Genomic DNA, 24,893 nt, shown 5'->3' on the forward strand with positions numbered 1-24,893 from the left:
ACTTCCTTTCCTGGATGCCCTTCATGCTGCGCTCTGCATCGGCCGCCGTCCTGGCGCTGGCCCTGGTTCCCGCCGCCCATGCTGCGGTCGATTGCTCGGTAAACACCAGCGCCTCGCCGCTGCCGTTGCCGGCCACGACCATCGCGCCGGTGGCCGACGAGCTCTACATCCGTGGCAACCAGCTGGGCATGCCGGCCGGCGTGCTGAGCAGCAACTACGATCCGTCGCAGTCGGTGGACCAGGTGCTGCAGCGCCTGCGCATCGATGGCTGCCAGAACATCGCCAAGGCCATTCCGAGCGCACCGGCGGTGAAGCCGAACGATCCGGCGGCCTACAAGCCGCAGACCGAATTCGACAACACGCCCTGGCGCTTCGACATGAGCCAGAACGGCAAGCGCATGACCGCCGAAGAGTTCGACGCCTGGATGAAGGCGCGTGGCGTGCGTGTGGTCAAGGCGCGTCCGGCTCCGGCCGCCACTCCGGCCCCGGCCGAAGCACCGGCTGAGACCAAGCCGGTCGACAAGAAGTAAGCGCCGCGGGGAGCAGAGGCTTGCGCACGCGCCGCCCACCTGCCGCCCCCGCCGCCCGCTCCCACGCATCGCGTGGGCGTGCGACTCCCGCTGCCACAGCCGCCGGTGTCCGTCATGGCCTGGCGCGCGTGCTGTCCAAGGCCGGCGTCTGCTCGCGCAGCGAGGCCGCGCGCTGGATTGCCGAGGGCCGCGTACGCGTCTCCGGCCGCATCGTGCGGGATCCCGAGTTCCCGATTGGCCAGCCGGCGCCACCGATCGAGGTCGATGGCCAGCCGATGGGCGCGCCGCAGCGCCTGTACCTGATGCTCAACAAGCCACGCGGGGTGGTGACCACCGTGCAGGACGAGCGTGGCCGCGACACCGTCTACCGCTGTTTCGATGGTGCAGGGCTGCCGTGGATCGCGCCGGTCGGGCGCCTGGACAAGGCCAGTGAAGGGCTGTTGCTGTTCAGCAACGATCCGCAGTGGGCCGCGCGCCTGACCGATCCGGAAACGGGTCCGCAGAAGACGTACCACGTGCAGGTCGACCGCCTGCCCGATGACGCCACGCTGGCGGCCCTGCAGGCCGGCGTGGAGGACGAGGGCGAGTTCCTCGTGGCCCAGGCCGTGCGCGTGCTGCGCAGCGGCGACAAGACCGCGTGGCTGGAGGTGGTCCTCGACGAGGGCCGCAACCGCCACATCCGCCGCCTGCTGGCGGCCTTCGACCTGCAGGTGCTGCGCCTGGTCCGGGTTGCGATCGGCGGGCTGCAGCTCGGCGATCTCGGCAAGGGTCAGTGGCGGATGCTGGAGGTCAATGACCAGCAGCGGCTGGGGGCCGCTGCACCGGGCTGATCATCGCCCGCGGCCGGCGGTTGCCGGCCACCGTTCCAGGCGTAGGGGGCGCCTGGTTGCTGAACTTCCCGAACGGAGCCTGCCCATGTACCACCCGACCCTCAACCAAACCCTGCGCTGCGCAGGCCTGCTGCTGCCGATGGTGCTGCTGACCGCCTGTGGTGGCCACAAGAAGGTGGCCAAGGCAGAAACGCCGGCCGAAACCCCGGTGGTGGAAGTGAAGACCCCGGAGCTGGATGGCCGCGGCAGCTACCGCTTCCTGATGAGCAACGGCGACAAGAAGATGACCGCCGACGAGTTTGATGCCTGGATGAAGGCCAACGGCATCCGCGTTGCCAAGGGCAACGGCCAGGACGCTGCCGCCAAGCCGGTGGTGGTGGCCAGCAAGGACGAGCCGAAGGGCAAGAAGAAAAAGAAGTGATGCCGGGAAGGTGTCGACCTCGGTCGGCACGCCCTCAAGCTCTGGTAGGTGCCGACCTTGGTCGGCACGCTTTGACCGCTGGGATCAACCCTTGATCACGCCCAGCTCGACACCGATGCGGGTGAACGCATCGATCGCGCGGTCCAGGTGCTCGCGGCTGTGCGCAGCGCTGATCTGGGTGCGGATGCGGGCCTGGCCCTTGGGCACCACCGGGAAGAAGAAACCGATCGCGTAGATGCCTTCTTCGAGCAGGCGCTCGGCGAACTTCTGCGCCAGCGGTGCGTCGTACAGCATCACCGGGCTGATCGGGTGCACGCCCGGCTTCACGTCGAAACCGGCGGCGACCATCTTTTCGCGGAAGTAGCGGGTGTTCTCCACCAGGGTGTCGCGCAGGTCGTCAGCGGCGGCCAGCATCTCGAATGCCTTGATGCCGGCGGCCACCACATGCGGCGGCAGCGAGTTGGAGAACAGGTACGGCCGCGAACGCTGGCGCAGCAGCTCGATCACCTCGGCGCTGGCGCAGGTGAAGCCGCCCAGTGCGCCGCCCATGGCTTTGCCCAGGGTGCCGGTGATGATGTCGATCTTTTCCAGCACGCCCTTCACTTCGGCCGAGCCACGGCCGGTGGCGCCGAGGAAGCCGGTAGCGTGGCATTCGTCGATGTGCACCAGCGCGTTGTACTTCTTCGCCAGCGCGGTGATCTCGTCCAGCGGGGCGATGAAGCCGTCCATCGAGAACACGCCGTCGGTGGTGATCAGCTTGGTCTTGCAGCCGGCGGCATCGGCGGCCTGCAGCTGGGCTTCCAGGTCGGCCATGTCGCAGTTGGCGTAGCGGAAGCGCTTGGCCTTGCACAGGCGCACGCCGTCGATGATCGAGGCGTGGTTCAGTGCATCGGAAATGATCGCGTCGTTCTCACCGAGCAGCGGTTCGAACAGGCCGCCGTTGGCGTCGAAACAGGCCGCGTACAGAATGGTGTCCTGCTTGCCGAAGAAGTCGGCGATCTGCTTCTCCAGCTGCTTGTGCAGGTCCTGGGTACCGCAGATGAAGCGCACCGAGGCCATGCCGAAGCCGTGGGTATCCAGCGCATCCTTGGCGGCCTGGATCAGGTCCGGATGGTCGGCCAGGCCCAGATAGTTGTTGGCACAGAAGTTCAGCACCTTGCGGCCATCCTCGAGGGTGATCTCGGCCGACTGCGGGCTGGTGATGATCCGCTCGGACTTGAACAGGCCCTGGGCGCGGATGGCGTCCAGTTCCTCGGCGTAGTGGCGGGTCAGGGCGGAGGAGGCGTCGGTCATGGCGTGGGCACGGCTCTGAACGGGGAAACCGTTGATTCTACCGGGCTACGACGGCCTTCGACCGGGCCGGGCAGGGCACCGCCACGGGTGGCACATGTTGCATCGCAATAGCAAACGGGTTAAAAATTCGTGAACCGCGCCTGTCTGGCGCCGGTTGCCCGCTCCCCCTTCCTGCCCCCGCCACCCTCGGAGACGCCCATGAAGCACGCCCGTGCCTGCCTCGCCATTGCCGCTGCCCTGACCCTGGCCACCCCGTTCGCCGCCAGCGCCCAGGAAAACGAATCGCCGTACAGCTGGAACGTCACCGCTGTTTCCGATTACCTGTTCCGTGGTGTGTCGCAGACCGACGAGGATCCGACCCTGCAGGCCGGTTTCACCTACACCAGCCCGGTTGGCCTGTACGCAGGCGTGTGGGGCTCGGGCGTGGATTTTGGTGCGGGTGACCCGAAGACCGAGTTCGACTACCTGATCGGCTACGGCGTGGACGTCACCGAGCGCGTCAACTTCGACGTGCTGCTGAACCGCTACACCTACCTGAAGTCCAGCCACCAGAACTACAACGAGCTGATCACCACCACCACGCTGGATGACACCTACAAGCTGACGGTGGCCTACACCAACGATGTCTGGAACAGCAGCACCGATGGCTGGTACTTCGGCCTGGGCGGCAGCTGGGGCCTGCCGAAGGACTTCACCCTGAATGCCAACGTCGGTCGCAGCACCTTCGAGGACGGCATCGCCAAGGACTACACCGACTGGAACGTCGGCGTCGCGCGCCAGTTCGGCCTGTTCAACGTCGGCCTGGGCTACTACGCCACCGACGGCAACGGCCGTGACAATTCCGGCAAGCTGGCCCACAGCCGGGTGATGCTGAGCGTCGCCGTCGGCAAGTAACGCCGCAGGCGTTACGGGTAGTGCCGGCCGCTGGCCGGCAACACCAAAGAAAAAGGCGCCCATCGGGCGCCTTTTTCAATTTCAAGGTGTGCCGAGCAAGCTCGGCACCCACCCATCGCGCACGGCGAAGGGTCAATTCCAGCTCAAAACAACCTTGCCGGCCTTGCCTTCTTCCATCAGGTCGAAGCCCTTCTGGAAGTCGTCGATCGGCAGCTGGTGGGTCATCACCTTGCCGAGCGGGAAGCCGGACAGCACCAGCTGGGTCATCTTGTACCAGGTCTCGTACATCTTGCGGCCGTAGATGCCCTGCACGGTCAGGCCCTTGAAGATGATCTTGTCCCAGTCGCAGCCGGCGCCCTTGGGCATGATGCCGAGCATGGCGATCTTGCCGCCGTGGTACATGCAGTCGAGCATGTCGTTGAACGCGCGCGGGTTGCCGCTCATTTCCAGGCCCACGTCGAAGCCCTCCATGTGCAGTTCCTTCATCACGTCCTTCAGCGACTGGTTGGCCACGTTGACCACGCGGGTGGCACCCATGTCGGCGGCCAGCTTCAGGCGGAAATCATTGACGTCGGTCACCACCACGTTGCGCGCACCGATGTGCTTGCAGATGCCGGCGGCGATGATGCCGATCGGGCCGGCACCGGTGATCAGCACGTCCTCGCCGATCACATTGAATTCCAGCGCACAGTGCGCGGCGTTGCCGTAGGGGTCGAAGAACGCAGCCAGCTCCGACGGGATCTGGTCCGGGATCGGCCACAGGTTGCTGGCCGGCATCACCATGTATTCGGCGAAGGCGCCGTTGACGTTGACGCCGATGCCGACGGTGTTCGGGCACAGGTGCGGGCGGCCGCCACGGCAGTTGCGGCAGTGGCCGCAGACGATGTGGCCTTCGGCCGAGACGCGCTGGCCGATTTCATAGCCGGTCACGGCCGAGCCGAGTGCGGCGACGCGACCGACGAATTCGTGGCCGATGGTCAGGCCCGGCTTGATGGTGCGCTGACTCCACTCGTCCCACAGGTAGATGTGCAGGTCGGTACCGCAGATCGCGGTCTTCTCCAGCTTGATCAGGACCTCATTCGGGCCCGGGGTCGGCACCGGAACTTCTTCCAGCCAGATGCCCTTGGCCGCTTCGCGCTTGACCAGGGCCTTCATCGTTTGCTGCGCCATCGGGGTGGAACTCATCAGGGGGAAAGCGCGGATTATAGGGTGCCGCGCGGATTTCCCATGTTGCGCTGCGGGTGCATTGGCGGAACGAAAGGCGTGCGCCGGCGGGCGTTTCGAACGTGCCGCAAACAGCAGCGCCTCCTTGATTCCGGGGGAGGGGGCGTCGTCACCCTGGCCGGGACACGCAAAAGCCCATCCATGGTGCTCGATGGCGCCTTGCTCGTGCGCGCTGTCCTGCGCACACGGCAAGACCGGGGTTGGGCGTCCTGCCCAACCCGCCAGTCGCATGCGCCCGGCCCATGGCGCCAACGGTCCCGACCAGGGTGACCACGCCCCCTCTGGACCATTCCATGTGCGCGGCCGACGTGCGCATGGCAGCGCAAGAAGTAGGCCCATGACTTCCGGGGTTCGGGCCGGGGCAGGGCGGCGGGCTACAATCGAGGGTTCCACTACCAGGGGCCGCTCCATGCGCTCGAACCTGCTTGCATTCTCCATCGTCGCCAGCCTCGGGCTGGCCCAAGTCGCCCATGCCGCTGAAGGCATGTGGGTGCCGCAGCAGCTGCCGGAAATCGCCGGCCCGCTGCAGAAGGCCGGCCTGAAGCTGTCCCCGGAACAGCTGTCCAACCTGACCGGCGACCCGATGGGCGCGGTCGTCGCCCTCGGCGGCTGCACCGCCAGCTTCGTCTCGCCGCAGGGCCTGGTGGTCACCAACCACCACTGCGCTTATGGCGCCATCCAGCTGAATTCGACCGCGCAGAAGAACCTGATCAAGGACGGCTTCAACGCGCCGACCCTGAAGGACGAACTGAGCGCCGGCCCGAACGCCCGCGTGTTCGTGCTCGACCAGATCACCGACGTCACCACCCAGGCCAAGGCCGCCATCGCTGCCGCCGGCAACGACCCGCTGGCCCGCAGCCGCGCGCTGGACGCCTTCGACAAGGCCCAGGTCGCCGCCTGTGAAGCCGATGCCGGCTTCCGCTGCCGCCTGTACAGCTTCTCCGGCGGCAACACCTACCGCCTGTTCCGCAACATGGAAATCAAGGACGTGCGCCTGGTCTACGCGCCCCCGGGCAGCGTCGGCAAGTTCGGCGGCGACGTCGACAACTGGATGTGGCCGCGCCACACCGGCGATTTCTCGTTCTACCGCGCCTACGTCGGCAAGGACGGCAAGCCGGCCGCCTTCGCCGCCGACAACGTGCCGTACCAGCCCAAGCACTTCCTGAAGTTCGCCGACCAGCCGCTGGGTGCCGACGACTTCGTGATGGTGGCGGGCTACCCGGGCCGCACCAACCGCTATGCCCTGGCCGGTGAATTCAACGAAACCGCCAGCTTCACCTACCCGACCATCGCCAAGCACTACAACGCCGTGCTGAAGATGATCGCCGACGCCGGCAAGGCCGACGCCGACGTCAAGGTGAAGTACGCCGCCACCGCCGCCAGCATGAACAACGTGGCCAAGAACTACCTGGGCCAGCTGGAAGGCTTCAAGCGCATCGACGCCGCTGGCCAGAAGCAGGCTGAAGAAGCTGCCGTGCTGGCGTGGCTGAAGAAGCAGGGCGCTGCCGGCAAGCCGGCCCTGGCGGCACACGCGCAGCTGCTCAAGCATCTGGATACCAGCAAGTCGACCCGCGAACGCGACCTGTTCGTCGGTCAGTTCAACAACACCTCGGCCGTTGGCGCGGCGATCACCCTGTACCGCCTGTCGATCGAGCGCAGCAAGCCGGATGCCGAGCGCGAAGCCGGTTACCAGGAACGCGACCTGACCACCATCGAAGGTGGCCTGAAGCAGATGGACCGCCGCTACGTGGCGAAGATGGACCAGCAGCTGCAGGCCTACTGGCTGGACCAGTACGTGGCCCTGCCGGCCGCACAGCGCGACAACGAAGTGCTGAACAAGTGGCTGGCCGGCAGCGATGCCGCTGCGGTGAAATCGCTGGTGGGCAAGCTGTCGGGCACCGAGCTGGGCAGCCTGGATGCACGCCTGAAATGGTTCAAGGCCGACCGCGCCGCGTTTGAGGCCAGCAATGATCCGGCCATCCAGTACGCCGTGGCCGTCATGCCGGCGCTGCTGAAGCAGGAAGAGCAGAAGAAGATCCGCGAAGGCGAATCGCTGACCGCGCGCCCGCTGTACCTGCAGGCCGTGGCCGACTACAAGAAGAGCCAGGGTGAGTTCGTCTACCCGGACGCCAACCTGTCGCTGCGCATCACCTTCGGCAACGTCATGGGCTATGGCAAGGACGGCGTGAAGTACACCCCGTTCACCACCCTGGAAGGCGTGGCGGCGAAGGAAACCGGTGAGGATCCGTTCGATTCGCCGAAGGCGCTGCTTGATGCAGTCAAGGCCAAGCGTTACGGCGGCCTGGAAGACAAGCGCATTGGTTCGGTGCCGGTGAACTTCCTGTCCAACCTGGACATCACCGGTGGCAACTCGGGTTCGCCGGTGCTGGACGCCAACGGCAAGCTGGTCGGCCTGGCCTTCGATGGCAACTGGGAATCGGTCAGCTCCAACTGGGTGTTCGACCCGGTGATGACCCGCATGATCGCCGTCGACAGCCGCTACATGCAGTGGATCATGCAGGAAGTGGCGCCGGCGCCGCAGCTGCTGAAGGAACTGAACCTGGCGAAGTGAGGTAGTGCCGGCCGCTGGCCGGCAACCTCGACCAGACAGCCGGAGTTTCCGAAACCCCGCGACTCACGTCGCGGGGTTTTTTCATGCCCGGCCCGGCCCGGTGCGCCGAACAGGTATCATCCCTGTTCCGCGTACTTCACAGGATGTGAACGAAACGCGGAAACCTCCTCCCCCCAGGACCCCTTGCACGCATGCGCATCCTGCTTGCCCGCCACGGCGAAACGCCGTGGAACGCCGAAGGCCGCTACCAGGGCCAGATCGATATTCCGCTTTCGCCGATCGGTGAAGCCCAGGCCCAGGCACTGGGTGCCCGCCTGGCCTCGGTGGACATCACCCGTGCCGTCGCCTCGCCGCTGTCGCGCGCGCAGCGCACCGCGCAGCTGGCGCTTGGCGCCGCCCGCGCCGACATGCTGCTGACCGAGCCGGAGCTGCAGGAAATCGCCCACGGTGAATGGGAAGGGTTGCTCGCCAGCGAGATCCACGAGAAGGATCCGTCGCGCCTGCAGGCCTGGCGCGAGGAGCCGGATACGGTGCTGATGCCCGGCGGCGAATCGCTGCGCCTGGTGCTGGAGCGCAGTTGGCGCGGCCTGGCGCGTGCCACCGAAGGCCTCGGCGAGCACGACACTCTGCTGGTGGTAGCGCACGATGCGGTCAACCGCGTGATCCTGTGCAAGGTGCTGGGCCTGCCGCTTTCCCGCCTGTGGACCTTCCGCCAGGCACCGACCACGCTCAACCTGCTCGAAGGCCCCGACCTGGACAGCCTGGAAGTGGTGCGCCTGAACGACTGCGCCCACCACACGCCGTTCTTCGGCGAAGCCAAGCACCGCGCCCTCTGATCCATCCCCCGCATCAACTGCTTCTGCTGGAACCGCTGCCGTGACGAACACCCCGACCACCCTGGCCGACTGGCTGGACTACATTGAACGCCAGCACCCGGCGAGCATCGACATGGGCCTGGAGCGCGTGCGCGCCGTGGCCGCGGCGATGGGCCTGGGCGCGCCGGCCAAGCGCACCATCGTGGTCGGTGGCACCAACGGCAAGGGCTCAACCGTGGCTTTCATCGAAGCCATTGCACGCGCCGCCGGCTGGAAGGTCGGTGCCTACACCTCGCCGCACCTGCTGCGCTACAACGAGCGCGTGCGCATCGACGGCCAGGACGTGGACGATGCCGCGCTGGTCGCCGCGTTCAATACGATCGAAGCCGTGCGTGGCGAGATCACGCTGACCTATTTCGAGTACGGCACGCTGGCCGCGCTGCAGCTGTTCGCCGACGCCGGGCTGGACCTGGCGGTACTGGAAGTGGGCCTGGGCGGCCGCCTCGATGCGGTCAACATCGTGGACGCCGACGTGGCGGTGATCACTACCGTGGACATCGACCATGCCGAGTGGCTGGGCGAGGATCGCGAGGCGATCGGGACCGAGAAGGCCGGCATCATCCGCGGCTGGAAGCCGGTGATCCTGGGCGAGACCGATCCGCCGTCGAGCGTGCTGCGCCGTGCCTACCTGGTTGGCGCCAATGCGATCCGTGGTGGCAGCGACTATTTCTACGAGCCGATCGATGCCCAGCGTTGGCGCTGGCGCGATGTCGGCCTGCGCATGGAACTGCCGACCCCGGCGCTGGCCGGCCCGATCCAGCTGGCCAATGCGGGTGCCGCCATCGCCGCGCTGCGCGCGCTGGACAAGCCGGTGCCGCGTGCGGCGTGGGCCGCCGGTGTCGCAGCGGCACGCATTTCCGGCCGGCTGCAGGCGTTCGAGCGCGATGGCGTGCAGATCCGCGTCGACGTCGGCCACAACCCGCAGGCGGCGGGCCAGCTGGCGCGTGCGCTGAAGGCCGAGGTCTCTGCCGGGCGCACCCTGGCGGTGTACGCCGCGCTGCAGGACAAGGACGCAGCGGGGGTGGTGCAGGCGCTGGAGGACGTAGTGGGCGAGTGGACCCTGGCCGGGCTGGAAGGCCCGCGCGGGCAGAGCGCCGCCCAGCTGCAGGCACGCCTGGCCGGCACCGCCGCCGCCACGGCGCTGCTGGCTGACAGCGTCGAACAGGCACTGGCGCAGGTGCTGGCCCAGGCCGAGCGCGGTGACCGCGTGCTGGTGTTCGGCTCCTTCCATACCGCTGCCGCCGCCCTGCAATGGCTGCAGGGCGATGCCTGATACGCGTTCAGCCAACGCCGACGCCGTCCGGTCCGGCACCCGTATAATCGATGCCAATCTCCGGACAGTTGCCTGCCTCACGTGGATACGCCTCTGAAACAGCGTCTGATTGGTGCCATCGTGCTGGTGGCACTGGCTGTGATTTTCCTGCCGATGCTGGTCAAGGGGCCGGCACCGGACAGCGGCGTGGCCAATGTGCCGATCGCCGCGCCGGATGCACCGGCCGATGGCCAGTTCGAAACCCGTGAGCTGCCCCTGGTCGCCCCGGCCGGTGGTGCCACCGGCCTGCAGACCGGGCAGGCCAAGCCGCTGCAGGACGCCGCCACGCCGGCCACTCCGCCGACCGTGGACACCTCGCCGACGGTCGCCGCCGGCAACTATGCGGTTACCTTCGGTGCCTACGGCAGCAAGGCCGACGCCGATGCGGTGATCGCCTACCTGAAGCGCTCGCAGCTGCCGGGCTTCGCCGAAACGGCGACCATCAACGGCCGCCAGGCATGGCGCGTGCGCGTGGGGCCGTACGCCGACCGAGCACAGGCCGAGGCCGCCCGCCTGCAGGCGGTGAAGATCCGTGCCGATGTGAAGGCCGAAGTGATCACCCTGGATGCCGCAGCGGACAGCAGCGCCCCGGTGGCAGCCACCCCGGCACCGGCTACGCCGAGCGCCAGTACCCCATCCGCCGCCACCGCGCCGTCGGCCAGCAGCAACCCGGTGCGCAGTGAAAGCCTGCCGCCGAGTACGCCGACTGCAACGACCACTCCGGCGGCCAAGCCCGAGCCGCCGAAGCCGGCGCCGAAGCCCGAAACCCCGAAGCCCGAGCCGAAGCCGGAGGCCACCGCCAGCAAGCCGGCAACGGCCCCGGCCACGCCGGCAGCGCCGGCCGCCAGCGGCGTCGGCTTTGCCGTGCAGCTGGGCGCGTTCGGCCAGGCCAACGATGCCAACGCCCTGCGCGACAAGGTCCGCGCCGCCGGCTTCAGCGCTTTTGTCGAGCAGGTGCGCACCGAAAAGGGCACCCTGCATCGCGTCCGCGTCGGGCCGGTGGCCAACCGTGGCGATGCCGAGCAGCTGAAGGCGCAGGTTGCCGCCAAGGTCGGCGTGGCCGGCATGGTCCGACCGCACCCATGACCCACGCGCAGCCTCGTTGCCAGCGCCGCCGAAGGAGCGGGGCGCCATGATCGACGTGGTGCTGCTGATCGTGATCGCCGCCTCCACCCTGCTGGGGATGCTGCGCGGCTTCGTGGGAATCGTCATCGGCACCCTGTCGTGGCTGCTGGCCGCGTGGGCGGCCTTCGCCTTCGGCAATGACGCCGCACATTGGTGGGCCGCCCCGGCGGCCCCCGGTGGCGAACACTTCGTCGGTGGGTACCTGGGGGTCGGCATCGGCGTGATGATCGTGGTTGCGGTGATCGGCATGGTCATCAAGGCCCTGGTCCACCGCAGCATGCTGACCAGCCTGGACCGCCTGCTGGGCGGGGTGCTGGGCGCCGTGCGGGGCGGCCTGATCGCCGCGATCCTGCTGCTGCTGGGCAGTTTCACCCCGCTGACTGCCGAGCCTTCCTGGCAGCGCTCGGCGGTGCGGCCACTGCTGAACCCCACCGTTGCCTGGATGAACAGCAAGCTGCCGCACTGGGAGGTTCCCGGGGCCGATCTGCTGCCCAAGGCCTTGCCGACCGACGCGCTGTCCCCATCTGCATTGATGGAGTTGGGCAAGAACGCAGGCGCCGGGTTGGGAAAGCCGGGCGCGGCAGGCGATAATGGCATCCTCAACCAGGTAGTGGCAGGCAGCGGATGGCTGCGGCCTGCGAAAGCGGAACAGGGCGATTCCTACGATCCGGCCGAAGTGCGTCCGGACGCCCCAGCACTGCCGGACAGTATCGAGCCGGGCGATCCGGCCAATGTCGACCGCAGGCGCGGCGACCACCGCGGCCAGGTACGGCCACCTTCCTTGTAACTGGGCACAGCCCAGCGGAGACCTCGCACCATGTGTGGCATCGTCGGAATCGTCGGCAACCAGAACGTCGCCGGGCAGTTGTATGACGGCTTGACCGTCCTCCAGCACCGTGGCCAGGACGCGGCGGGCATCGCCACCGCCAACGGCAGCCGCCTGCGCGTGCAGAAGGCCACCGGGCTGGTCCGCGATGTGTTCGATGCCCGCACCATGTCCACCCTGGAAGGCAGCGTCGGCATCGCCCACGTGCGTTACCCGACCGCCGGTTCGGAAGGCATGGACGAGGCGCAGCCGTTCTACGTCAATTCGCCGTACGGCATCGCGCTGGCCCACAACGGCAACCTGATCAATACCGAGGCGCTGCGCCAGCAGGTGTTCGAACAGGACCGCCGCAACGTCAACACCGATTCGGACAGCGAAGTGCTGCTGAACGTGTTCGCCTACGAACTGGAACAGCAGCGCCAGCTCAGCCCGGAAGCGGCCATCCGCGCGGTGGCTGGCGTGCACCGCCGCTGCAAGGGTGGCTATGCAGTGGTCAGCGTGGTGCTGGGCCTGGGCCTGGTCGCCTTCCGCGACCCGCATGGCATCCGTCCGCTGGTGCTGGGCAAGCGCAGCCATGCCGAGGGCGACGAGTACATCGTGGCGTCCGAGTCGGCCGCGCTGGACGTGCTGGGCTTCCAGCGCGTGCGCGATGTGCAGCCGGGCGAAGCGCTGGTGATCACCGCGCGCGGCGAGCTGTTCTCGGAGATCTGCGCCGAGCCGGCCGAGCACACCCCGTGCATCTTCGAATACGTGTATTTCGCACGCCCGGATTCGATGATCGACAACGTGTCGGTGCACAAGGCGCGCATGCGCATGGGCATCAAGCTGGGCGAGAAGATCCTGCGCCTGCGCCCGGACCACGACATCGACACCATCATCCCGATCCCGGATACCTCGCGCGACGCTGCGCTTGAGATCTCCAACGTGCTCGGCGTGAAGTACCGCGAAGGCTTCATCAAGAACCGCTACATCGGCCGTACCTTCATCATGCCGGGGCAGGGCGAACGCGTGAAGTCGGTGCGTCGCAAGCTCAACCCGATCCACCTGGAGTTCCGCAACCGCGTGGTGCTGCTGGTGGACGATTCGATCGTGCGTGGCACCACCAGCCAGCAGATCGTGCAGATGGCCCGTGACGCGGGCGCGCGCAAGGTCTACCTGGCCAGCGCCGCGCCGCCGGTGCGCTACCCGAACATCTACGGCATCGACATGCCGGCGGCCGAGGAACTGGTCGCGCACAACCGCACCGTGGAAGAGATCGAAGCCCACCTGGGCTGCGACTGGCTGATCTACCAGGACCTGGAAGACATGGAAGCGGCAGTGAGCGAGGGCAATCCGGCGCTGCGCAACTTCGATTCGTCCTGCTTCAACGGCCACTACCCGACCGGCATTGAACCGGGCTACTTCGAGCGCATCCAGCAGCTGCGGTCGGACGACGCCAAGCACAAGCGCCGCGCCTGAGGACCAGGCGTGGTTGACGTGCCCGACGTTGCTGGCGACCTGCTGCGCGCAGCGCAGCAGTGCCTGGCCGAAGCCGACCCGCTGCGCAAGGTGGCGCTGACCCAGGCCTACGCCGCTGCGTTCCGCGCCGGCCGCCTGAAGGTGGCTGCCGACGCGCCACCGCCAAAGCCGATCCGCATGCCGGGCCGGCCGGCGCAGCTGGCGCTGGTGCACCCGCGCGAAGTGCCGCGGCGCGGACTGGGCGGTGTGGAAGGACGGGCTGCCTTCATCCACGCCATCGCGCATATCGAACTCAACGCGATCGACCTGGCCTGGGACGCGGTGTACCGCTTCCGCGACCTGCCGCCGGCGTTCCATGCCGACTGGGTCAGCTGTGCCGACGACGAATCGCGGCACTTCATGCTGCTGCGGGAGCGCCTGCAGGTGCATGGCCACGACTACGCCGACTTCCCCGCGCACAACGGCCTGTGGGAAATGTGCGAAAAGACCGCGCACGATGGCCTGGCACGCATGGCGCTGGTGCCGCGCGTGCTGGAAGCGCGCGGCCTGGACGTGACGCCCGGCATGATCGGGAAACTGCGCAATGTCGGCGATGGCGAGACCGCAGATGTGCTGGAAGTGATCCTGCGCGAGGAAGTGGCACATGTGGCTGCCGGTTCGCGCTGGTACCGCTGGTACTGCGACCGCGCCGGCGTCGAACCGCGTGCACGTTTCAAGGAACTGCTGGTGGAGTACGCCGGCGGCTACCTGCACGGACCGTTCAACATGGAAGCGCGCCTGCTGGCCGGTTTCGATGCGGATGAGCTCGCCAACCTGGTCGAACAGGCCGGTTGAAGAAAAGGGGACGGAGGGGATTAAGTCGTTTGTGGCACAAACGACTTAATCCCCTCCGTCCCCTTTTTTCAGGCGTTCGGCAATACCACGCGCTTGCCATCCACCGTCGGCCGGTTGATGTAGAACAGGCCGGGACCCGGCCGGTAGGGTAGTTCGCTGACGCCGGCATCGGCGGCGTAGGTCAGTGCGGTGTCGCCCAGTGCATCGAAGTTCCAGTGCGCCGACTGCATCAGGTAACGCCGGCGCAGCAGCGCCTCCTGTGTCTGCGTCAGCGGCTGTCCGGCCACCAGGCGCCGTGCGATCGGCTGCAGGGCGGACGGCAGCTCCCAGCCAGGAACCTCGGCGGCATTGGCGGTCCATTGCACGCCGGCGTCGATGGCCTGCTGCTGCATCACCTGCAGTGCGATCAGCTGGTAACGCCAGTCGATGCGCCGACGCAGCACCACCGCGGCGGTCACATACAGCACCGGTGACAACAGCACGCTGCGGCTGCCGGCGCGACGCTGCTGCTGCCACTGGTGCCAGACATCCACCCAGACCTCCTTCTCACCCACGCCCAGCTGCTGGCGCCAGCGTTCGGCATCGGCCTGCGTTTCAGCGTAGACCGTGGTGGCCCGCAGCAACGCCAGTGGAGGGACCTGGTAGTCGGCAACCGCGGGGCGGCGCAACTGTTGCCGGCGCGGGCGGCTGAGCAGCTTGGGACCTTCTTCCAGCTGGTTGTAGCCACCGCCGATATTGGCGTGTACGCCGGGTAGGGCGATCTCGGCAAACGGCGGTGCCACGCTGGTCAACGGATAGTGCTGGCGATGTTCATCGCGTGCAGTGAGCTGCACGACGCGACCGGCGATGCCGCTGTGCAGGGCCAGCTGCGGCCGCTCATCGGCGCGGCCGCCATTGACTGCGACAACGGTGTCGAACAGCCCGATGAAGCGCAGCACCGGCGTGGCCGGGGCGAAGTTCGCAGTGCAGGACAGGCCGGCGGCCTGCAGCAGCTGGCGCCAGCGCACGCTGTCCCAGCCCTGCAGTTGGTTGGCGATGTCACGTGCGGCAGCAGCACCGCGTGAATAACCGAACAGGTCCAGCTGCACGCCATGCAGCGGTCGCTGCCAGCGTGCGGATAGTCCCGACAGTGCGGCCGGCAGCAGCACCTGCAGCGCGCGCTGCACTTTCGCGCGAACGCCACTGGCACCGATGCCGAAGGCCAGCCCGATCAGATCGTCGTCGGCATCATCGCGGGTACCCACGCCTTCGACATAGATCGACAGCGAGGGAGCGGCCATCGCATCACGGCGGCTGTCCGGATACAGCTGCTGCAGGCGCGCGATGTTGGTCAGGCCGTTGTCGTAGCTGCTGGTCAGCCGGCTCTGGTAGGTCGAATCATCGTCCGCGCGCAGCTGCGCCGGTCGAGGCTGCGGAACCTGCGGACGGCCGCGCGCCAGGTTGTGTGCGTTGTTGCGGGTGCCGTCGAAGAACAGGCCGATCCGCAGCAAGCCGACATCTTCGTCCGTGTCCTTCGCTGGTGCCATGTGCATTCCCCGTCGTGGCCGCGTCACGGTAGCGCGAAAGCGGTGTATTGGCGAAGTGTAGTGACGCTTTTGACCTTACTTAACGCAGATGCGGTCGATCACAGTTCCTGATTTTCATTTCCATCTTCTATTGAATTCACACGACCCGCGCAGGCCATATGGCCAAACCCGGCAAACCCGGGCGTGCTGCATCAACGCTGTTCACATCATTCAAGGAGCGACGCAATGTTGTCCAGATCGATTGGCAAAGCGGCAGGTGGCCTGGTGTTGGGTTTGTCGGTGGCGGCAGCCGCGCACGCGGCACCGTTGTTCGAACCGGTGACGGTCATCAGCCGGGCATCGGCCAACAGCGAGCCTGCACTCGGCAAGCTGCTGGCCACCCCGTCCACGGCGACGGTGCAGGAAGTGCGTGTCGACGCGGCGGCTACGGCGCAGCCGCAGCTGGAATTCGAGCTGCTCGGCAAACGGGTGCAGGCGGTGCGCAGCAAGGTCGAGGCGCTGCCCGATGGTGGCAGCATCTGGTACGGCCAGTTCCGTTCGCCGTCCGACCGGTTGACCGCCGCCACCTCCAGCGGCCAGGACGATCCGGGCAATTCGTTGATCCTGGTACGTTCGGGCGACACCATCACCGGTTCGATCCGCAAGGACGGCAAGCTTTATCGCCTGCGTCCACTGGGTAACCGCCACGTGCTGGTCGAGGTCGACGAATCGAGGATGCCAGCCGATCATCCGGCTGACTACAACCAGCTGCCGAAGATCCCGATGGCCGACAACGACCACATCGGCATCGCGCAGGCCTCGTCGGGAACGCCGGCGACCATCCGCGTGCTGGTGGTGGCGACCAATGCGGCGGTCACTGCCTATGGCGGCAACATGCAGTCGCTGGTGCAGCTGGCGGTGGCCGAGTCCAACCAGGGTTACGTCAACAGCAACGTTGGCCTGACGCTGCAACTGGCCGGTTACGAGACCACCAACTACAGCGAGTCCGGCAACTTCACCACCGACCTGTCGCGTTTCCGTGGCACCAGCGACGGCTACATGGACAGCATCCACACCAGCCGCAACACCACCGCGGCCGACGTCGGCGTGCTGCTCATCAACAACAGTGCCTACTGCGGCCTGGCCTCGGGCATCGGCTCGACGGCATCGACCGCTTTCGCTGCGGTGTACTGGGATTGCGCAACCGGCTACTACTCGTTCGCGCACGAGATCGGCCATCTGCAGAGCGCGCGGCATGACATCGCCACCGACTCGAGCACCTCGCCGTACGCCTATGGCCATGGCTATCGCTATGAACCGTCCACCGGCACCGGCTGGCGCACGATCATGGCCTACAACTGCACCCGCAGCTGCCCGCGCCTGAACTACTGGTCGAACCCGAACATCAGCTACAACGGCATCCCGATGGGCAATGCCAGTACCGCCGACAACCAGCGCGTGCTGGTCAATACCAAGGCCACCATCGCGGCCTTCCGCTGAGGCCAAGCGCCGACCAGGGGTGGCGTCTACCCGGGCACGTGCATCTGCCCGGGTAGATGCCAACCTTGGTTGGCACCCTCGGACCCATCATTCGCGCGCGAGCGTATCCAGCGACCAGCCGCCGGCATCCACGCGCAGCACCGAACCCTGCTCGTACCAGTCGCCCAGCACGATGCGGGTGCAGGCACGGCCACCGGCCTGCAGCGAATGGATCGCCGGGCGGTGGGTGTGGCCATGGATCATGGTGTCCACGCCATGGCGCGCGAACGTGGCATCGACTTCGGACGGCGCCACGTCGGTGACGGTCTCGAACTGCGCGCGATCACCCTGCTTCATTTCCGACTGGCGGGCCTGGCTGGCTTCGCGCGCCTTCTGCGCGAACGCGATACGCGCTGCCAGCGGCTGTGACAGGAACTGTGCCTGGAACGCCGGGTCACGCGTCTGTGCACGGAACTGCTGGTAGGGAATGTCATCGGTGCACAGCAGGTCACCGTGCTGCAGCAGCACCGGGCGACCGTAGAGGTCGATCATGCACGGGTCGGGCAGGATGCGCAGGCCGGCACGGCGCGCGTAGTCCTCGCCAAGCAGGAAGTCACGGTTGCCGCGGATGAAGTACACCGGCACGCCGCTGTCGGACAGCACCTTCAGTGCATCGGCCACCGCGTCGGCGGCGGGCGAGGGAGTGTCGTCACCGATCCAGGCTTCGAACAGGTCGCCGAGGATGTACAGCGCATCGGCGCCGGGCGCCTGCTCGCGCAGGAAGCGCAGGAACAGGTCGGTGATCTCCGGACGGCTGGGGTCCAGGTGCAGGTCGGAAATGAACAACGTGGTCATGCGGGCATTCTAGGGCATCAACGATGACGGTAGCGCCGCCGGCATCGTGGGGATCAGATCCCTCCCCGAAGGAAAACGGATCTGGCCCCGGGGGCTACACCGGCAACGGTAACCAGGCCAGGCTGGCCGAGGCCAGCCCGATGGCGATCCCGGTGGCGGCCAGCACATCGGACGGGTAGTGCAGGCCGAGTACCACCCGCGACAGCGCCACGCCGGCGGTGAACGGCACCAGCAGTGGTGCCAGCCACGGGTAATAGGCCAGCGCCACGATGGTGAACGACACCGCGTGCAGGGTATGCCCGGAGGGGAAGCTGAACTCGTCCAGCGGTGCCACCCAGGCACGGATGCGCAGGTCGGCGGCATACGGGCGCGGGCGCCGGGTCCAGCGCTTGAGGCCCTTGTACAGCAACAGCGCGGCCAGGCCGGTGGCGGCCATGTGCACCGATGCGCGCAGGCCGTCGAAGCCATCAAGCAGCACCAGGGCGCCCATCAGCACATACCAGAACACGCCATCACCGAGCCGGCTGATGACCGCGAACAGGCTGCGCACACGGCGGCGGCGGCAGTAGTGGTTGGCCCGCCGGCACAGGCGTGCTTCGCGGTCGGCCAGCAGTTCAAGCCGCGTTGTGCGCATGGCCGGTCCTCCGCGACTGGGCCAGTTCGGCCAGCAGGGCGTCGAATTCCGCCACCACCTGCTGCGGATGCAGGCGCTTCATGGCGCGTGCGGCGTTGCTGCCCAGCACGTGGCGCTGCGCGTCATCCGCGGCCAGTTGCACGGCCGCGTCGATGAACTGCTCGTCGTTGTCCACTGCGGCGCCATTCTCGCCATTGCGCAGGTACTCGCGCGCAGCGCCGTAGTCGAAGGCCACCGTTGCCACGCCGCTGGCCATGCTTTCAAGGGTCACGTTGCCGAACGTCTCGCTGCGGCTGGGGAACAGGAACAGATCGCCGCTGGCGAAATGACGTGCAAGCGCATCGCCGCGCTGGATGCCGCAGAAGATGAAATCGGGATTTTCATGCGCCAGCTTTTCGCGGGCAGGGCCATCGCCCACCCACACAAAGCGCGCCCTGGGACGGATCTGCTGCAACCGACGGAAGGCCTTCACCGCCAGCCCGAGGTTCTTCTCCGCGGCGATGCGGCCGACGTAGATCGCCACCAGGCCGTTGCCGTCCACGCCCCACTCTTCGCGCAGGGCAGGGTCACGACGGTTCGGATCGAACTGCTGGCTGTCGACCGCGCGCGCCAGCAGGCGCACGCGTTCGAAGCCCTGTTCGGCGAGGAACTGCTGCAGTTCGCGGGTGGGTACCAGGGTTGCATCGGCCTGGTTGTGGAAGCGGCGCATCCAGCGCATCGCGGCGGCCTGCAACCAGGCCACGCCGTAGTCGGGCAGGTACTCGTCGAAGCGGGTGTGGAAGCCACTGGCCACCGGGATGCCGAGGCGCCGTGCGGTGCGCACCGCCGACCAGCCCAGCGGGCCTTCGGTGGCGACATAGACGGCATCCGGGCGTTGCTGCTGCCAATGGCGACCGAGCCGGATCGGTGCCGGCATGCCGAAGCGCAGGCCGGGGTAGCGCGGCAGGGCGGCGCCGGGAACCAACAGGGTGCCCGGTGCGGAGTCCAGCGCTTCGTTGGCCTGGCGGGGCCGGATCAGGTCGATCTCATGGCCGGAATTGCGCAGTCCCTGCTCCAGCCCCTGCACGGTGAGGGCAACGCCGTTCACTTCCGGCGGATAGGTCTCGGTGACGATGGCATAGCGCATGGCGGGCCTCCGGGTTTCCGGCATGCTCGGGCCTGGCGATGTAGCCGATGTGACCGCTTTGCGACCGGCAGATGACGCGGCCGGAAGCGTACGCCACCACGGCCCCGAAGGGCCGTGGTGGGCACCGTGCGTGGTGCGTGGATCAGAAGCGCTGCTGGTATTTCATGTAGATGAAACGGCCGATGTCGAAGCCACCGTAGTAGGAGAAGTTGGCACTCGGCTGGCTGTACATGGCCGGGCCCTGGCGGCCAAAGACGTTGTTGGCGCCGATTGAAACGGTGGCGTCCCACGGCAGGCTGTAGCGCGCCTGCACGTCATGGAAGGTGACCGATCCACGACGGTTGTAGTCGCGCGTACCGCTGAACCACGGCGCGCGCTGGTCGGGGTGGGAACACTCGTTCGGATAATCCTCCGCACCCAGGCAGCGTTCCTTGACGGCGGAGAAGTAACGCAGGCCCCAGGTCAGGCCGAGGTTGCCATGCTCCCAGCCCAGCGACGCGTTGGAGCGCACGCGGAAGCCGATGCCGCCGTTGGTGGCAATGCCATTGCTGGGGATGGCCGGTACGCCGGCTTCGTTGGTGGTCTTCTCTTCGGCGTTGACCACATAGGTGGACTTCCAGTCAGCGCTCAACCTGCCCCAGCGGGTTTCGACCTTGTGGCCGATCTCCAGGTCGTAGCCTTCTGCCTGGCGGAAGCCGCTGTTGCGGTTGCCGAAGTTGAGTTTGTTGACGATGCCCAGCTCCGGGTCGCGGGTGAAGCTGCTGCAGCGCTCGGCAATACCCAGCTCGTAGCAGTCGCGGAGGATGTCGTTGGGATGGTCGGAGACGATGGTGTTGTCGATGCGGATCTTCCACCAGTCCAGTGCGATGTGAAGCCCTTCGGCGAACGTCGGGCTCCAGACCAGGCCCAGAGTGCGGCTGGTCGAAGTTTCCGGCTGCAGGTCGGGATTGGAGCCGTTGGTGAAGGGCAGGGGCGTCTGCCCACTGCTGCCGGTGATGGGTTCATTGCCCTGGCCGAGCTGGCGGTAGGTGTCGGCGTTGGCGATGTCGGCAGCACAGCGCGCGCGGACCTCGGCACTGCTCGCGGCTGCGCCATGGACCGTATCGCAGGGATCGCGGAAGCCGGTGGTGAACGTCTCCGAGCCGCCGCCGTACAGGTTGGCGATGGTCGGCGCACGGAAGCCCTGTGCCCAGGTGCCGCGGACCAGCAGCTGATCGATCGGCTTCCAGGTGAAGCCGAACTTGCTGTTGAGGGTTCCGCCGAAGGTGGAGTAGTCCGAGTACCGCGTCGCCGCGCTGAGGGTCAGTTCGCGGGCGCCGGCGAGCTCGCGCAGCACCGGCACGCTCAGTTCCAGGTAGGCCTCGTCGACGCGGTAGCCGCCACCGGTGGGGCCTGCCGCCAGGTTGGTGGTGGCACCGGTCTGCGCAAGTGCATCAGGGATGAAGCGGCCGTCCTCGCGGCGGCTCTCGGCCCCCACGGCGAAGCCCAGCTCACCGGCGGGCAGGCTGGCAAGGCTGCCGCTGAGGTTGGCGAACAAGTTGCGGGTGGTGGTGCGGCCGCGGGTGAGTTCTTCCGGGAACAGCCAATCCTGGAGCTCCGTGTTGCCGGTCAGGCCATAGGGATCGTCCTGGCCATACGGAACCAGCGGGTTCCAGGGTTTGCAGCCTGCGATCGGCGCATCTGGCGTTCCGCATTCGACCTTGCCGGTTGCCGGGTTGTAGAACGAAGGACCGGTGGCATCGGCCACGCGCTGCTTGTGCAGGTTGCCGGTGGCACGTTGGGTCAGCTCACTGCGGTTGTACTGGTAACCCGCTTCCCAGTCGAAGTCGCGACCGCCGAATTCGAAGTTGCCCTCGAGTGCCGCGACGGCCTGCCAGGTGGTCAGATCGCTGGTGCTGACGCGAGGAATCTCCCAGGTACGACGGTTCCAGTGCACATCGCTGGGCGTGTCGTAGCCGTGATGGCTGCCGAACGGATTGAACCAGCTGTCGGCCGACATCGGGGTGATGCCGGCTGGGCCGGACTGGAAGGGATAGCCGGCAATCTGGCGCGTGGTGGTGCGCCGGTTGTAGGCCAGCTGGGTGTTGAAACGGACCTGGTCGTTCAGCTCCACGCGCGCATCGACGAAGATTGAATCGCGCTTGATCGGCGTCTGCAGATGCATCTGCTCGTTGCTGTTGCTGACATCGCCGGTGAACGGTGTGTTGTCGCTGAGGTGGAAGCTGTCCGGCCCGCCCGGCTGGCTGCCACGGTCGAGCGAATAGCTGCAGCCCCGGCTGTTGCTGCAGCCGGGGCCCTTGAAGCCGGTGATGCGACCCCACTGGCCGACCGTGGTCCAGCCGTCATCCGCGTGGCCGTCGGTATAGGTATAGGCACTGAAGCCGCGGTCCCTGGCCCAGACGCCCTTTTCTTCGACATGCTCGGCAGCAACGCTGATGGAAGCACGGTCATTGGACCAGCCGGCAACCACGTCGTACTGGGTACGGGCACCGTCGCCTTCACTGTATTGGCCGTGATAGACGTTGGCGGTTACACCCTGAACGTTGCGCCGGGTGATGATGTTCACCACGCCGGCCATCGCGTCGGACCCGTAGATGGCCGAGGCACCGTCCTTGAGCACTTCCATGCGTTCCACCGCAGCGGCAGGAATGCTGGAGATGTCCTGAAAACCCGAAGTGGTCATGCCCAGCCGCTTGCCGTTGACCAGCACCAGGGTGCGCTGGGCACCGAGGCCACGCATGTTCACGTAGCTGCCGCCGGCGGCTTCGCCGGCGCTCAACGGGCTGGCGCGGCTCAATGCCGGGCTGCCGGTCGCGGTCAGGTTCTGCAGGATGTCGGCAACGGAGTTGAAGCCCTGTCGCTCGATGTCGGCGCGGCTGACGGTCAGCACCGGCTGTGCGGTTTCCAGGTCGACCTGGCGGATGCGTGAGCCGGTGATTTCGATGCGGTCCAGCGTGGTGGCTTCCGGTGCCTGCTGCGCGAGCGCTGGAACGGCCAGGGTTGTGGTCGCCGTGATTGCAAGCGCACGACGGATCGCCAGCCCCAGTGCGGGAATACGGATGGTCATGGGTGTCTCTCTCTCAGTCTTCGAAGTCTTCGGTGCGCAGCCAAGCGGGCCGCGCCAACGCCACCGCAGGCGGTGGTTGTTCGAACCTAGTGAAGGAGGAGAGGGAGAGGTATGGGGAAAGGACGAAATCGCCATGGAGCGGCATGACGCTTCCGCACAAACCGGAAGTGAATCAATCGATTGATCTGATCGACGGCGGAGCGATGGACGATGCACCCTCGCCCCGACTCTGGACCGAAAGCGTCATGGCAATTGCAGGCAGCGACAACCTGCGCGGAAACAGAAAAGACCACGGCTCCGAAGGGCCGGGGTCGTAAAGCTTCAACAGCTTGTCGAACACGCGCGGAAGAGGCCTATGGCGACGCGTCATGACGTGCCGCCCTGGCCGTAGGGATCAGGCCACGAACGGCCGGAACTGGATGCCCAGCCCGGCGATGCCGTCGGTCTCGCCGATCAGGTCGGCGCGGAGCAGCGGGCGCGCATCGATGAAGGCCTGCGGCACGATCAGCGACAGGCGGTTGTCGTCCGCGGTCAATTCCAATGCCGGCAGCGGATCGTCCTCGTGGGCGCGGTTGAGCAGTACCGCCAGGCGCAGCAGGGCGGCCAACCGGCGTGCGGTCAGCAGCAGGCGCTCGGGCAGGGCGTCGAACGCGGTCTTGGTCACGCTGCGGCGATGGCTGCGTACCAGTGCGGCCAGCATCTGCTGCTCCTGCCGCGAGAAGCCGGCGATGTCCGAGTGTTCCAGCACGTAGCTGCCATGCACGTGGTAGCCGCTGTGGGCAATCATCAGGCCCAGCTCGTGCAGGCGCGCGGCCCAGCCGAGCATGCGTGCGTCGTCGGCATCGAGTTTCCAGCGCTCCTGCACCTGCTCCAGCAGCGACAGCGCGGTGTCCTGCACGCGGTCGGCCTGTACCGTGTCGATGCCGTAGCGCTGGCTGAGCGCGACCACCGATTCGTCGCGCAGGTCGTTCTCACCGGCACGGCCGACGATGTCGTACAGGATGCCTTCGCGCATCGCCGCCTTGCTGACCAGCAGCTTCTGCAGGCCCAGGGCCTGGAAGGCGGCCTCCAGCACCAGGATGCCGCCGGCGATGATCGGGCGGCGGTCGCTGGACAGGCCCGGCAACTGGATGTCGTCGATCTTCTTGGCCTTCAGCAGCTCGTCGCGCAGCTGGGGCAGGGCCTCGGCGGTGATCGCGCCCTTGCTCAGCTTCATCGTCGCGCAGATCTCGCTGATTGCCTTGTGCGTGCCCGAAGATCCGAGCGCTTCCTGCCAGCCCAGTGCGCGGTACTTGCTGGCAAAGGGCTGGAACTCGCGGCCGATCTCGGCCAGCGCGTCCTTCCAGCGCTTCTTGCTCAGCTTGCCGCCGGGGAAGAAGCGGCGGGTGCTGGCGATGCAGCCGGCCTGCAGGCTTTCACGCTCCAGGGTCTGCATGCCCATGCCGATGATGAATTCGGTGGAGCCGCCGCCGATGTCGATGACCAGCCGGCGCTGGCCAGGCTTGGGCGGTTGCGCGTGGGCCACGCCGAGGTAGATCAGGCGCGCTTCTTCGCGGCCACTGACCACTTCGATGGCATGCCCCAGCGCGGTTTCGGCCGGGACCAGGAACGACTGCGGCGAGCGCAGCTGGCGTACGGTGTTGGTGGCCAGCGCGCGTACCCGGTGCGGCGGCACATTGCGGATGCGCTGGCCGAAGCGGGCCAGGCATTCCAGCGCGCGCTGCCGTGCGGCGGAAGAGAGCCCACCTTTGCCATCCAGGCCATCGGCCATGCGCACGGTCTCGCGCAGCCGGTCGATCACCCGCAGCTGGCCGAGCGTGTAGCGCGCGATGACCATGTGGAAACTATTGGAGCCAAGGTCGATGGCGGCCAGCAGGTCGCCATCCTGCAATGCGGGCGGAGTCGTAGTGGTATGCGGCATGGGCGAATGTTAGCCGAAGGGGCGGTGTGCTCGTCACCGCGCGGCCTTCACATTTTGGAAGAGGGGAGTGCGGCAGGGCTGCGCCCTGCACCCGCAGAGGCAACGTCAACGT

General features: G+C 67.1%; 21 protein-coding genes. 13 read left to right on the forward strand and 8 right to left on the reverse strand.

Features of this window, described 5'->3' with window-relative positions:
• Positions 1-23: 23 nt before the first annotated feature.
• The 3 genes from AC5P5S_RS00245 to AC5P5S_RS00255 all read left to right on the forward strand — a co-directional run bounded on the left by AC5P5S_RS00245 (position 24) and on the right by AC5P5S_RS00255 (position 1,781).
• On the forward strand, positions 24-530 hold the full coding sequence (locus tag AC5P5S_RS00245; RefSeq protein ID WP_231336767.1) for a hypothetical protein: 507 nt from the start codon (positions 24-26) through the stop codon (positions 528-530).
• Positions 531-550: 20 nt separating this feature from the next.
• The gene (locus AC5P5S_RS00250; RefSeq protein WP_033835451.1) at positions 551-1,360 is read left to right on the forward strand and encodes a pseudouridine synthase; all 810 of its coding nucleotides are present in this window, start codon (positions 551-553) and stop codon (positions 1,358-1,360) included.
• 85 nt (positions 1,361-1,445) lie between these two features.
• Positions 1,446-1,781 (forward strand): hypothetical protein, encoded by a 336-nt coding sequence (locus AC5P5S_RS00255; RefSeq protein WP_005412356.1) that lies wholly within the window; start codon positions 1,446-1,448, stop codon positions 1,779-1,781.
• An 84-nt stretch (positions 1,782-1,865) separates the two neighbouring features.
• Here the strand turns inward: AC5P5S_RS00255 and kbl are convergent, their stop codons facing one another.
• Positions 1,866-3,074 (reverse strand): glycine C-acetyltransferase, encoded by a 1,209-nt coding sequence (kbl, locus tag AC5P5S_RS00260; RefSeq protein ID WP_005408238.1) that lies wholly within the window; start codon positions 3,072-3,074, stop codon positions 1,866-1,868.
• 198 nt (positions 3,075-3,272) lie between these two features.
• Between kbl and AC5P5S_RS00265 the strand changes: the two genes are divergently transcribed.
• Positions 3,273-3,968, forward strand: coding sequence for a TorF family putative porin (locus AC5P5S_RS00265; protein ID WP_495276281.1), 696 nt, complete (start codon positions 3,273-3,275; stop codon positions 3,966-3,968).
• 132 nt (positions 3,969-4,100) lie between these two features.
• Here the strand turns inward: AC5P5S_RS00265 and tdh are convergent, their stop codons facing one another.
• Positions 4,101-5,123: an L-threonine 3-dehydrogenase gene (gene tdh / locus AC5P5S_RS00270; RefSeq protein WP_010483949.1), complete on the reverse strand. Its 1,023-nt coding sequence runs from the start codon at positions 5,121-5,123 to the stop codon at positions 4,101-4,103.
• A 478-nt stretch (positions 5,124-5,601) separates the two neighbouring features.
• Here tdh and AC5P5S_RS00275 point away from each other — a divergent pair, with 478 nt between their 5' ends.
• The 7 genes from AC5P5S_RS00275 (at position 5,602) to AC5P5S_RS00305 (ending at position 14,194) form a co-directional block, all read left to right on the forward strand.
• Positions 5,602-7,764, forward strand: coding sequence for a S46 family peptidase (locus AC5P5S_RS00275; RefSeq protein ID WP_005412359.1), 2,163 nt, complete (start codon positions 5,602-5,604; stop codon positions 7,762-7,764).
• Between the two features lie 191 nt (positions 7,765-7,955).
• Positions 7,956-8,600: a histidine phosphatase family protein gene (locus AC5P5S_RS00280; RefSeq protein ID WP_012479251.1), complete on the forward strand. Its 645-nt coding sequence runs from the start codon at positions 7,956-7,958 to the stop codon at positions 8,598-8,600.
• A 40-nt stretch (positions 8,601-8,640) separates the two neighbouring features.
• Positions 8,641-9,912 carry a bifunctional tetrahydrofolate synthase/dihydrofolate synthase gene (folC, locus tag AC5P5S_RS00285; protein ID WP_059033280.1) on the forward strand — a complete coding sequence of 424 codons (1,272 nt, stop codon included), beginning with the start codon at positions 8,641-8,643 and terminating at the stop codon, positions 9,910-9,912.
• 81 nt (positions 9,913-9,993) lie between these two features.
• Positions 9,994-11,037, forward strand: a complete 1,044-nt coding sequence (locus AC5P5S_RS00290; protein WP_005408244.1) for an SPOR domain-containing protein — start codon at positions 9,994-9,996, stop codon at positions 11,035-11,037.
• Between the two features lie 46 nt (positions 11,038-11,083).
• Complete coding sequence (locus tag AC5P5S_RS00295; RefSeq protein WP_012479253.1) at positions 11,084-11,863, forward strand: CvpA family protein; 780 nt, start codon at positions 11,084-11,086, stop codon at positions 11,861-11,863.
• Positions 11,864-11,893: 30 nt separating this feature from the next.
• A complete protein-coding gene (gene purF / locus AC5P5S_RS00300) occupies positions 11,894-13,360 on the forward strand; it encodes an amidophosphoribosyltransferase (protein WP_005408246.1) in 1,467 nt (488 codons plus the stop codon).
• Between the two features lie 9 nt (positions 13,361-13,369).
• Positions 13,370-14,194, forward strand: coding sequence for a ferritin-like domain-containing protein (locus tag AC5P5S_RS00305; protein WP_062607711.1), 825 nt, complete (start codon positions 13,370-13,372; stop codon positions 14,192-14,194).
• Between the two features lie 68 nt (positions 14,195-14,262).
• On the opposite strand, the gene AC5P5S_RS00310 is transcribed toward AC5P5S_RS00305, so the two are convergent.
• On the reverse strand, positions 14,263-15,720 hold the full coding sequence (locus tag AC5P5S_RS00310; RefSeq protein ID WP_060380638.1) for a T6SS phospholipase effector Tle1-like catalytic domain-containing protein: 1,458 nt from the start codon (positions 15,718-15,720) through the stop codon (positions 14,263-14,265).
• Positions 15,721-15,945: 225 nt separating this feature from the next.
• On the opposite strand from AC5P5S_RS00310, the gene AC5P5S_RS00315 reads away from it, so the two are divergent.
• Positions 15,946-17,199: a zinc-dependent metalloprotease gene (locus AC5P5S_RS00315; protein WP_043033738.1), complete on the forward strand. Its 1,254-nt coding sequence runs from the start codon at positions 15,946-15,948 to the stop codon at positions 17,197-17,199.
• 87 nt (positions 17,200-17,286) lie between these two features.
• On the opposite strand, the gene lpxH is transcribed toward AC5P5S_RS00315, so the two are convergent.
• From lpxH to AC5P5S_RS00335, 4 genes are all read right to left on the reverse strand, one after another.
• Positions 17,287-18,033: a UDP-2,3-diacylglucosamine diphosphatase gene (gene lpxH / locus AC5P5S_RS00320; protein WP_012479257.1), complete on the reverse strand. Its 747-nt coding sequence runs from the start codon at positions 18,031-18,033 to the stop codon at positions 17,287-17,289.
• A gap of 94 nt (positions 18,034-18,127) precedes the next feature.
• Entirely contained in the window at positions 18,128-18,667 is a 540-nt protein-coding gene (locus AC5P5S_RS00325) for a phosphatase PAP2 family protein (RefSeq protein ID WP_062607709.1), read from the reverse strand.
• Positions 18,648-19,793 carry a glycosyltransferase family 4 protein gene (locus tag AC5P5S_RS00330; protein WP_062607707.1) on the reverse strand — a complete coding sequence of 382 codons (1,146 nt, stop codon included), beginning with the start codon at positions 19,791-19,793 and terminating at the stop codon, positions 18,648-18,650. The genes AC5P5S_RS00325 and AC5P5S_RS00330 overlap by 20 nt, the downstream gene beginning before the upstream one ends.
• Before the next feature lie 142 nt (positions 19,794-19,935).
• Positions 19,936-22,860, reverse strand: coding sequence for a TonB-dependent receptor plug domain-containing protein (locus AC5P5S_RS00335; protein ID WP_087803471.1), 2,925 nt, complete (start codon positions 22,858-22,860; stop codon positions 19,936-19,938).
• Positions 22,861-23,003: 143 nt separating this feature from the next.
• Between AC5P5S_RS00335 and AC5P5S_RS00340 the strand changes: the two genes are divergently transcribed.
• On the forward strand, positions 23,004-23,177 hold the full coding sequence (locus tag AC5P5S_RS00340; protein WP_005408254.1) for a hypothetical protein: 174 nt from the start codon (positions 23,004-23,006) through the stop codon (positions 23,175-23,177).
• Positions 23,178-23,254: 77 nt separating this feature from the next.
• Here the strand turns inward: AC5P5S_RS00340 and ppx are convergent, their stop codons facing one another.
• Positions 23,255-24,781 carry an exopolyphosphatase gene (ppx, locus tag AC5P5S_RS00345; RefSeq protein ID WP_062607703.1) on the reverse strand — a complete coding sequence of 509 codons (1,527 nt, stop codon included), beginning with the start codon at positions 24,779-24,781 and terminating at the stop codon, positions 23,255-23,257.
• Positions 24,782-24,893 lie beyond the last annotated feature (112 nt).

The organism is Stenotrophomonas sp. YJH_SMC_54 (assembly GCF_059368435.1).

Bases quoted from the DNA above. Each gene is read 5' to 3' on its own strand.
- AC5P5S_RS00245 (WP_231336767.1), top strand. From the start codon at position 24: ATGCTGCGCTCTGCATCGGCCGCCGTCCTGGCGCTGGCCCTGGTTCCC.
- AC5P5S_RS00255 (WP_005412356.1), top strand. From the start codon at position 1,446: ATGTACCACCCGACCCTCAACCAAACCCTGCGCTGCGCAGGCCTGCTG.
- kbl (WP_005408238.1), bottom strand. From the start codon at position 3,074: ATGACCGACGCCTCCTCCGCCCTGACCCGCCACTACGCCGAGGAACTG.
- AC5P5S_RS00265 (WP_495276281.1), top strand. From the start codon at position 3,273: ATGAAGCACGCCCGTGCCTGCCTCGCCATTGCCGCTGCCCTGACCCTG.
- tdh (WP_010483949.1), bottom strand. From the start codon at position 5,123: ATGAAGGCCCTGGTCAAGCGCGAAGCGGCCAAGGGCATCTGGCTGGAA.
- AC5P5S_RS00275 (WP_005412359.1), top strand. From the start codon at position 5,602: ATGCGCTCGAACCTGCTTGCATTCTCCATCGTCGCCAGCCTCGGGCTG.
- AC5P5S_RS00280 (WP_012479251.1), top strand. From the start codon at position 7,956: ATGCGCATCCTGCTTGCCCGCCACGGCGAAACGCCGTGGAACGCCGAA.
- AC5P5S_RS00295 (WP_012479253.1), top strand. From the start codon at position 11,084: ATGATCGACGTGGTGCTGCTGATCGTGATCGCCGCCTCCACCCTGCTG.
- purF (WP_005408246.1), top strand. From the start codon at position 11,894: ATGTGTGGCATCGTCGGAATCGTCGGCAACCAGAACGTCGCCGGGCAG.
- AC5P5S_RS00310 (WP_060380638.1), bottom strand. From the start codon at position 15,720: ATGGCACCAGCGAAGGACACGGACGAAGATGTCGGCTTGCTGCGGATC.
- AC5P5S_RS00315 (WP_043033738.1), top strand. From the start codon at position 15,946: ATGTTGTCCAGATCGATTGGCAAAGCGGCAGGTGGCCTGGTGTTGGGT.
- lpxH (WP_012479257.1), bottom strand. From the start codon at position 18,033: ATGACCACGTTGTTCATTTCCGACCTGCACCTGGACCCCAGCCGTCCG.
- AC5P5S_RS00325 (WP_062607709.1), bottom strand. From the start codon at position 18,667: ATGCGCACAACGCGGCTTGAACTGCTGGCCGACCGCGAAGCACGCCTG.
- AC5P5S_RS00330 (WP_062607707.1), bottom strand. From the start codon at position 19,793: ATGCGCTATGCCATCGTCACCGAGACCTATCCGCCGGAAGTGAACGGC.
- AC5P5S_RS00335 (WP_087803471.1), bottom strand. From the start codon at position 22,860: ATGACCATCCGTATTCCCGCACTGGGGCTGGCGATCCGTCGTGCGCTT.
- AC5P5S_RS00340 (WP_005408254.1), top strand. From the start codon at position 23,004: ATGACGCTTCCGCACAAACCGGAAGTGAATCAATCGATTGATCTGATC.
- ppx (WP_062607703.1), bottom strand. From the start codon at position 24,781: ATGCCGCATACCACTACGACTCCGCCCGCATTGCAGGATGGCGACCTG.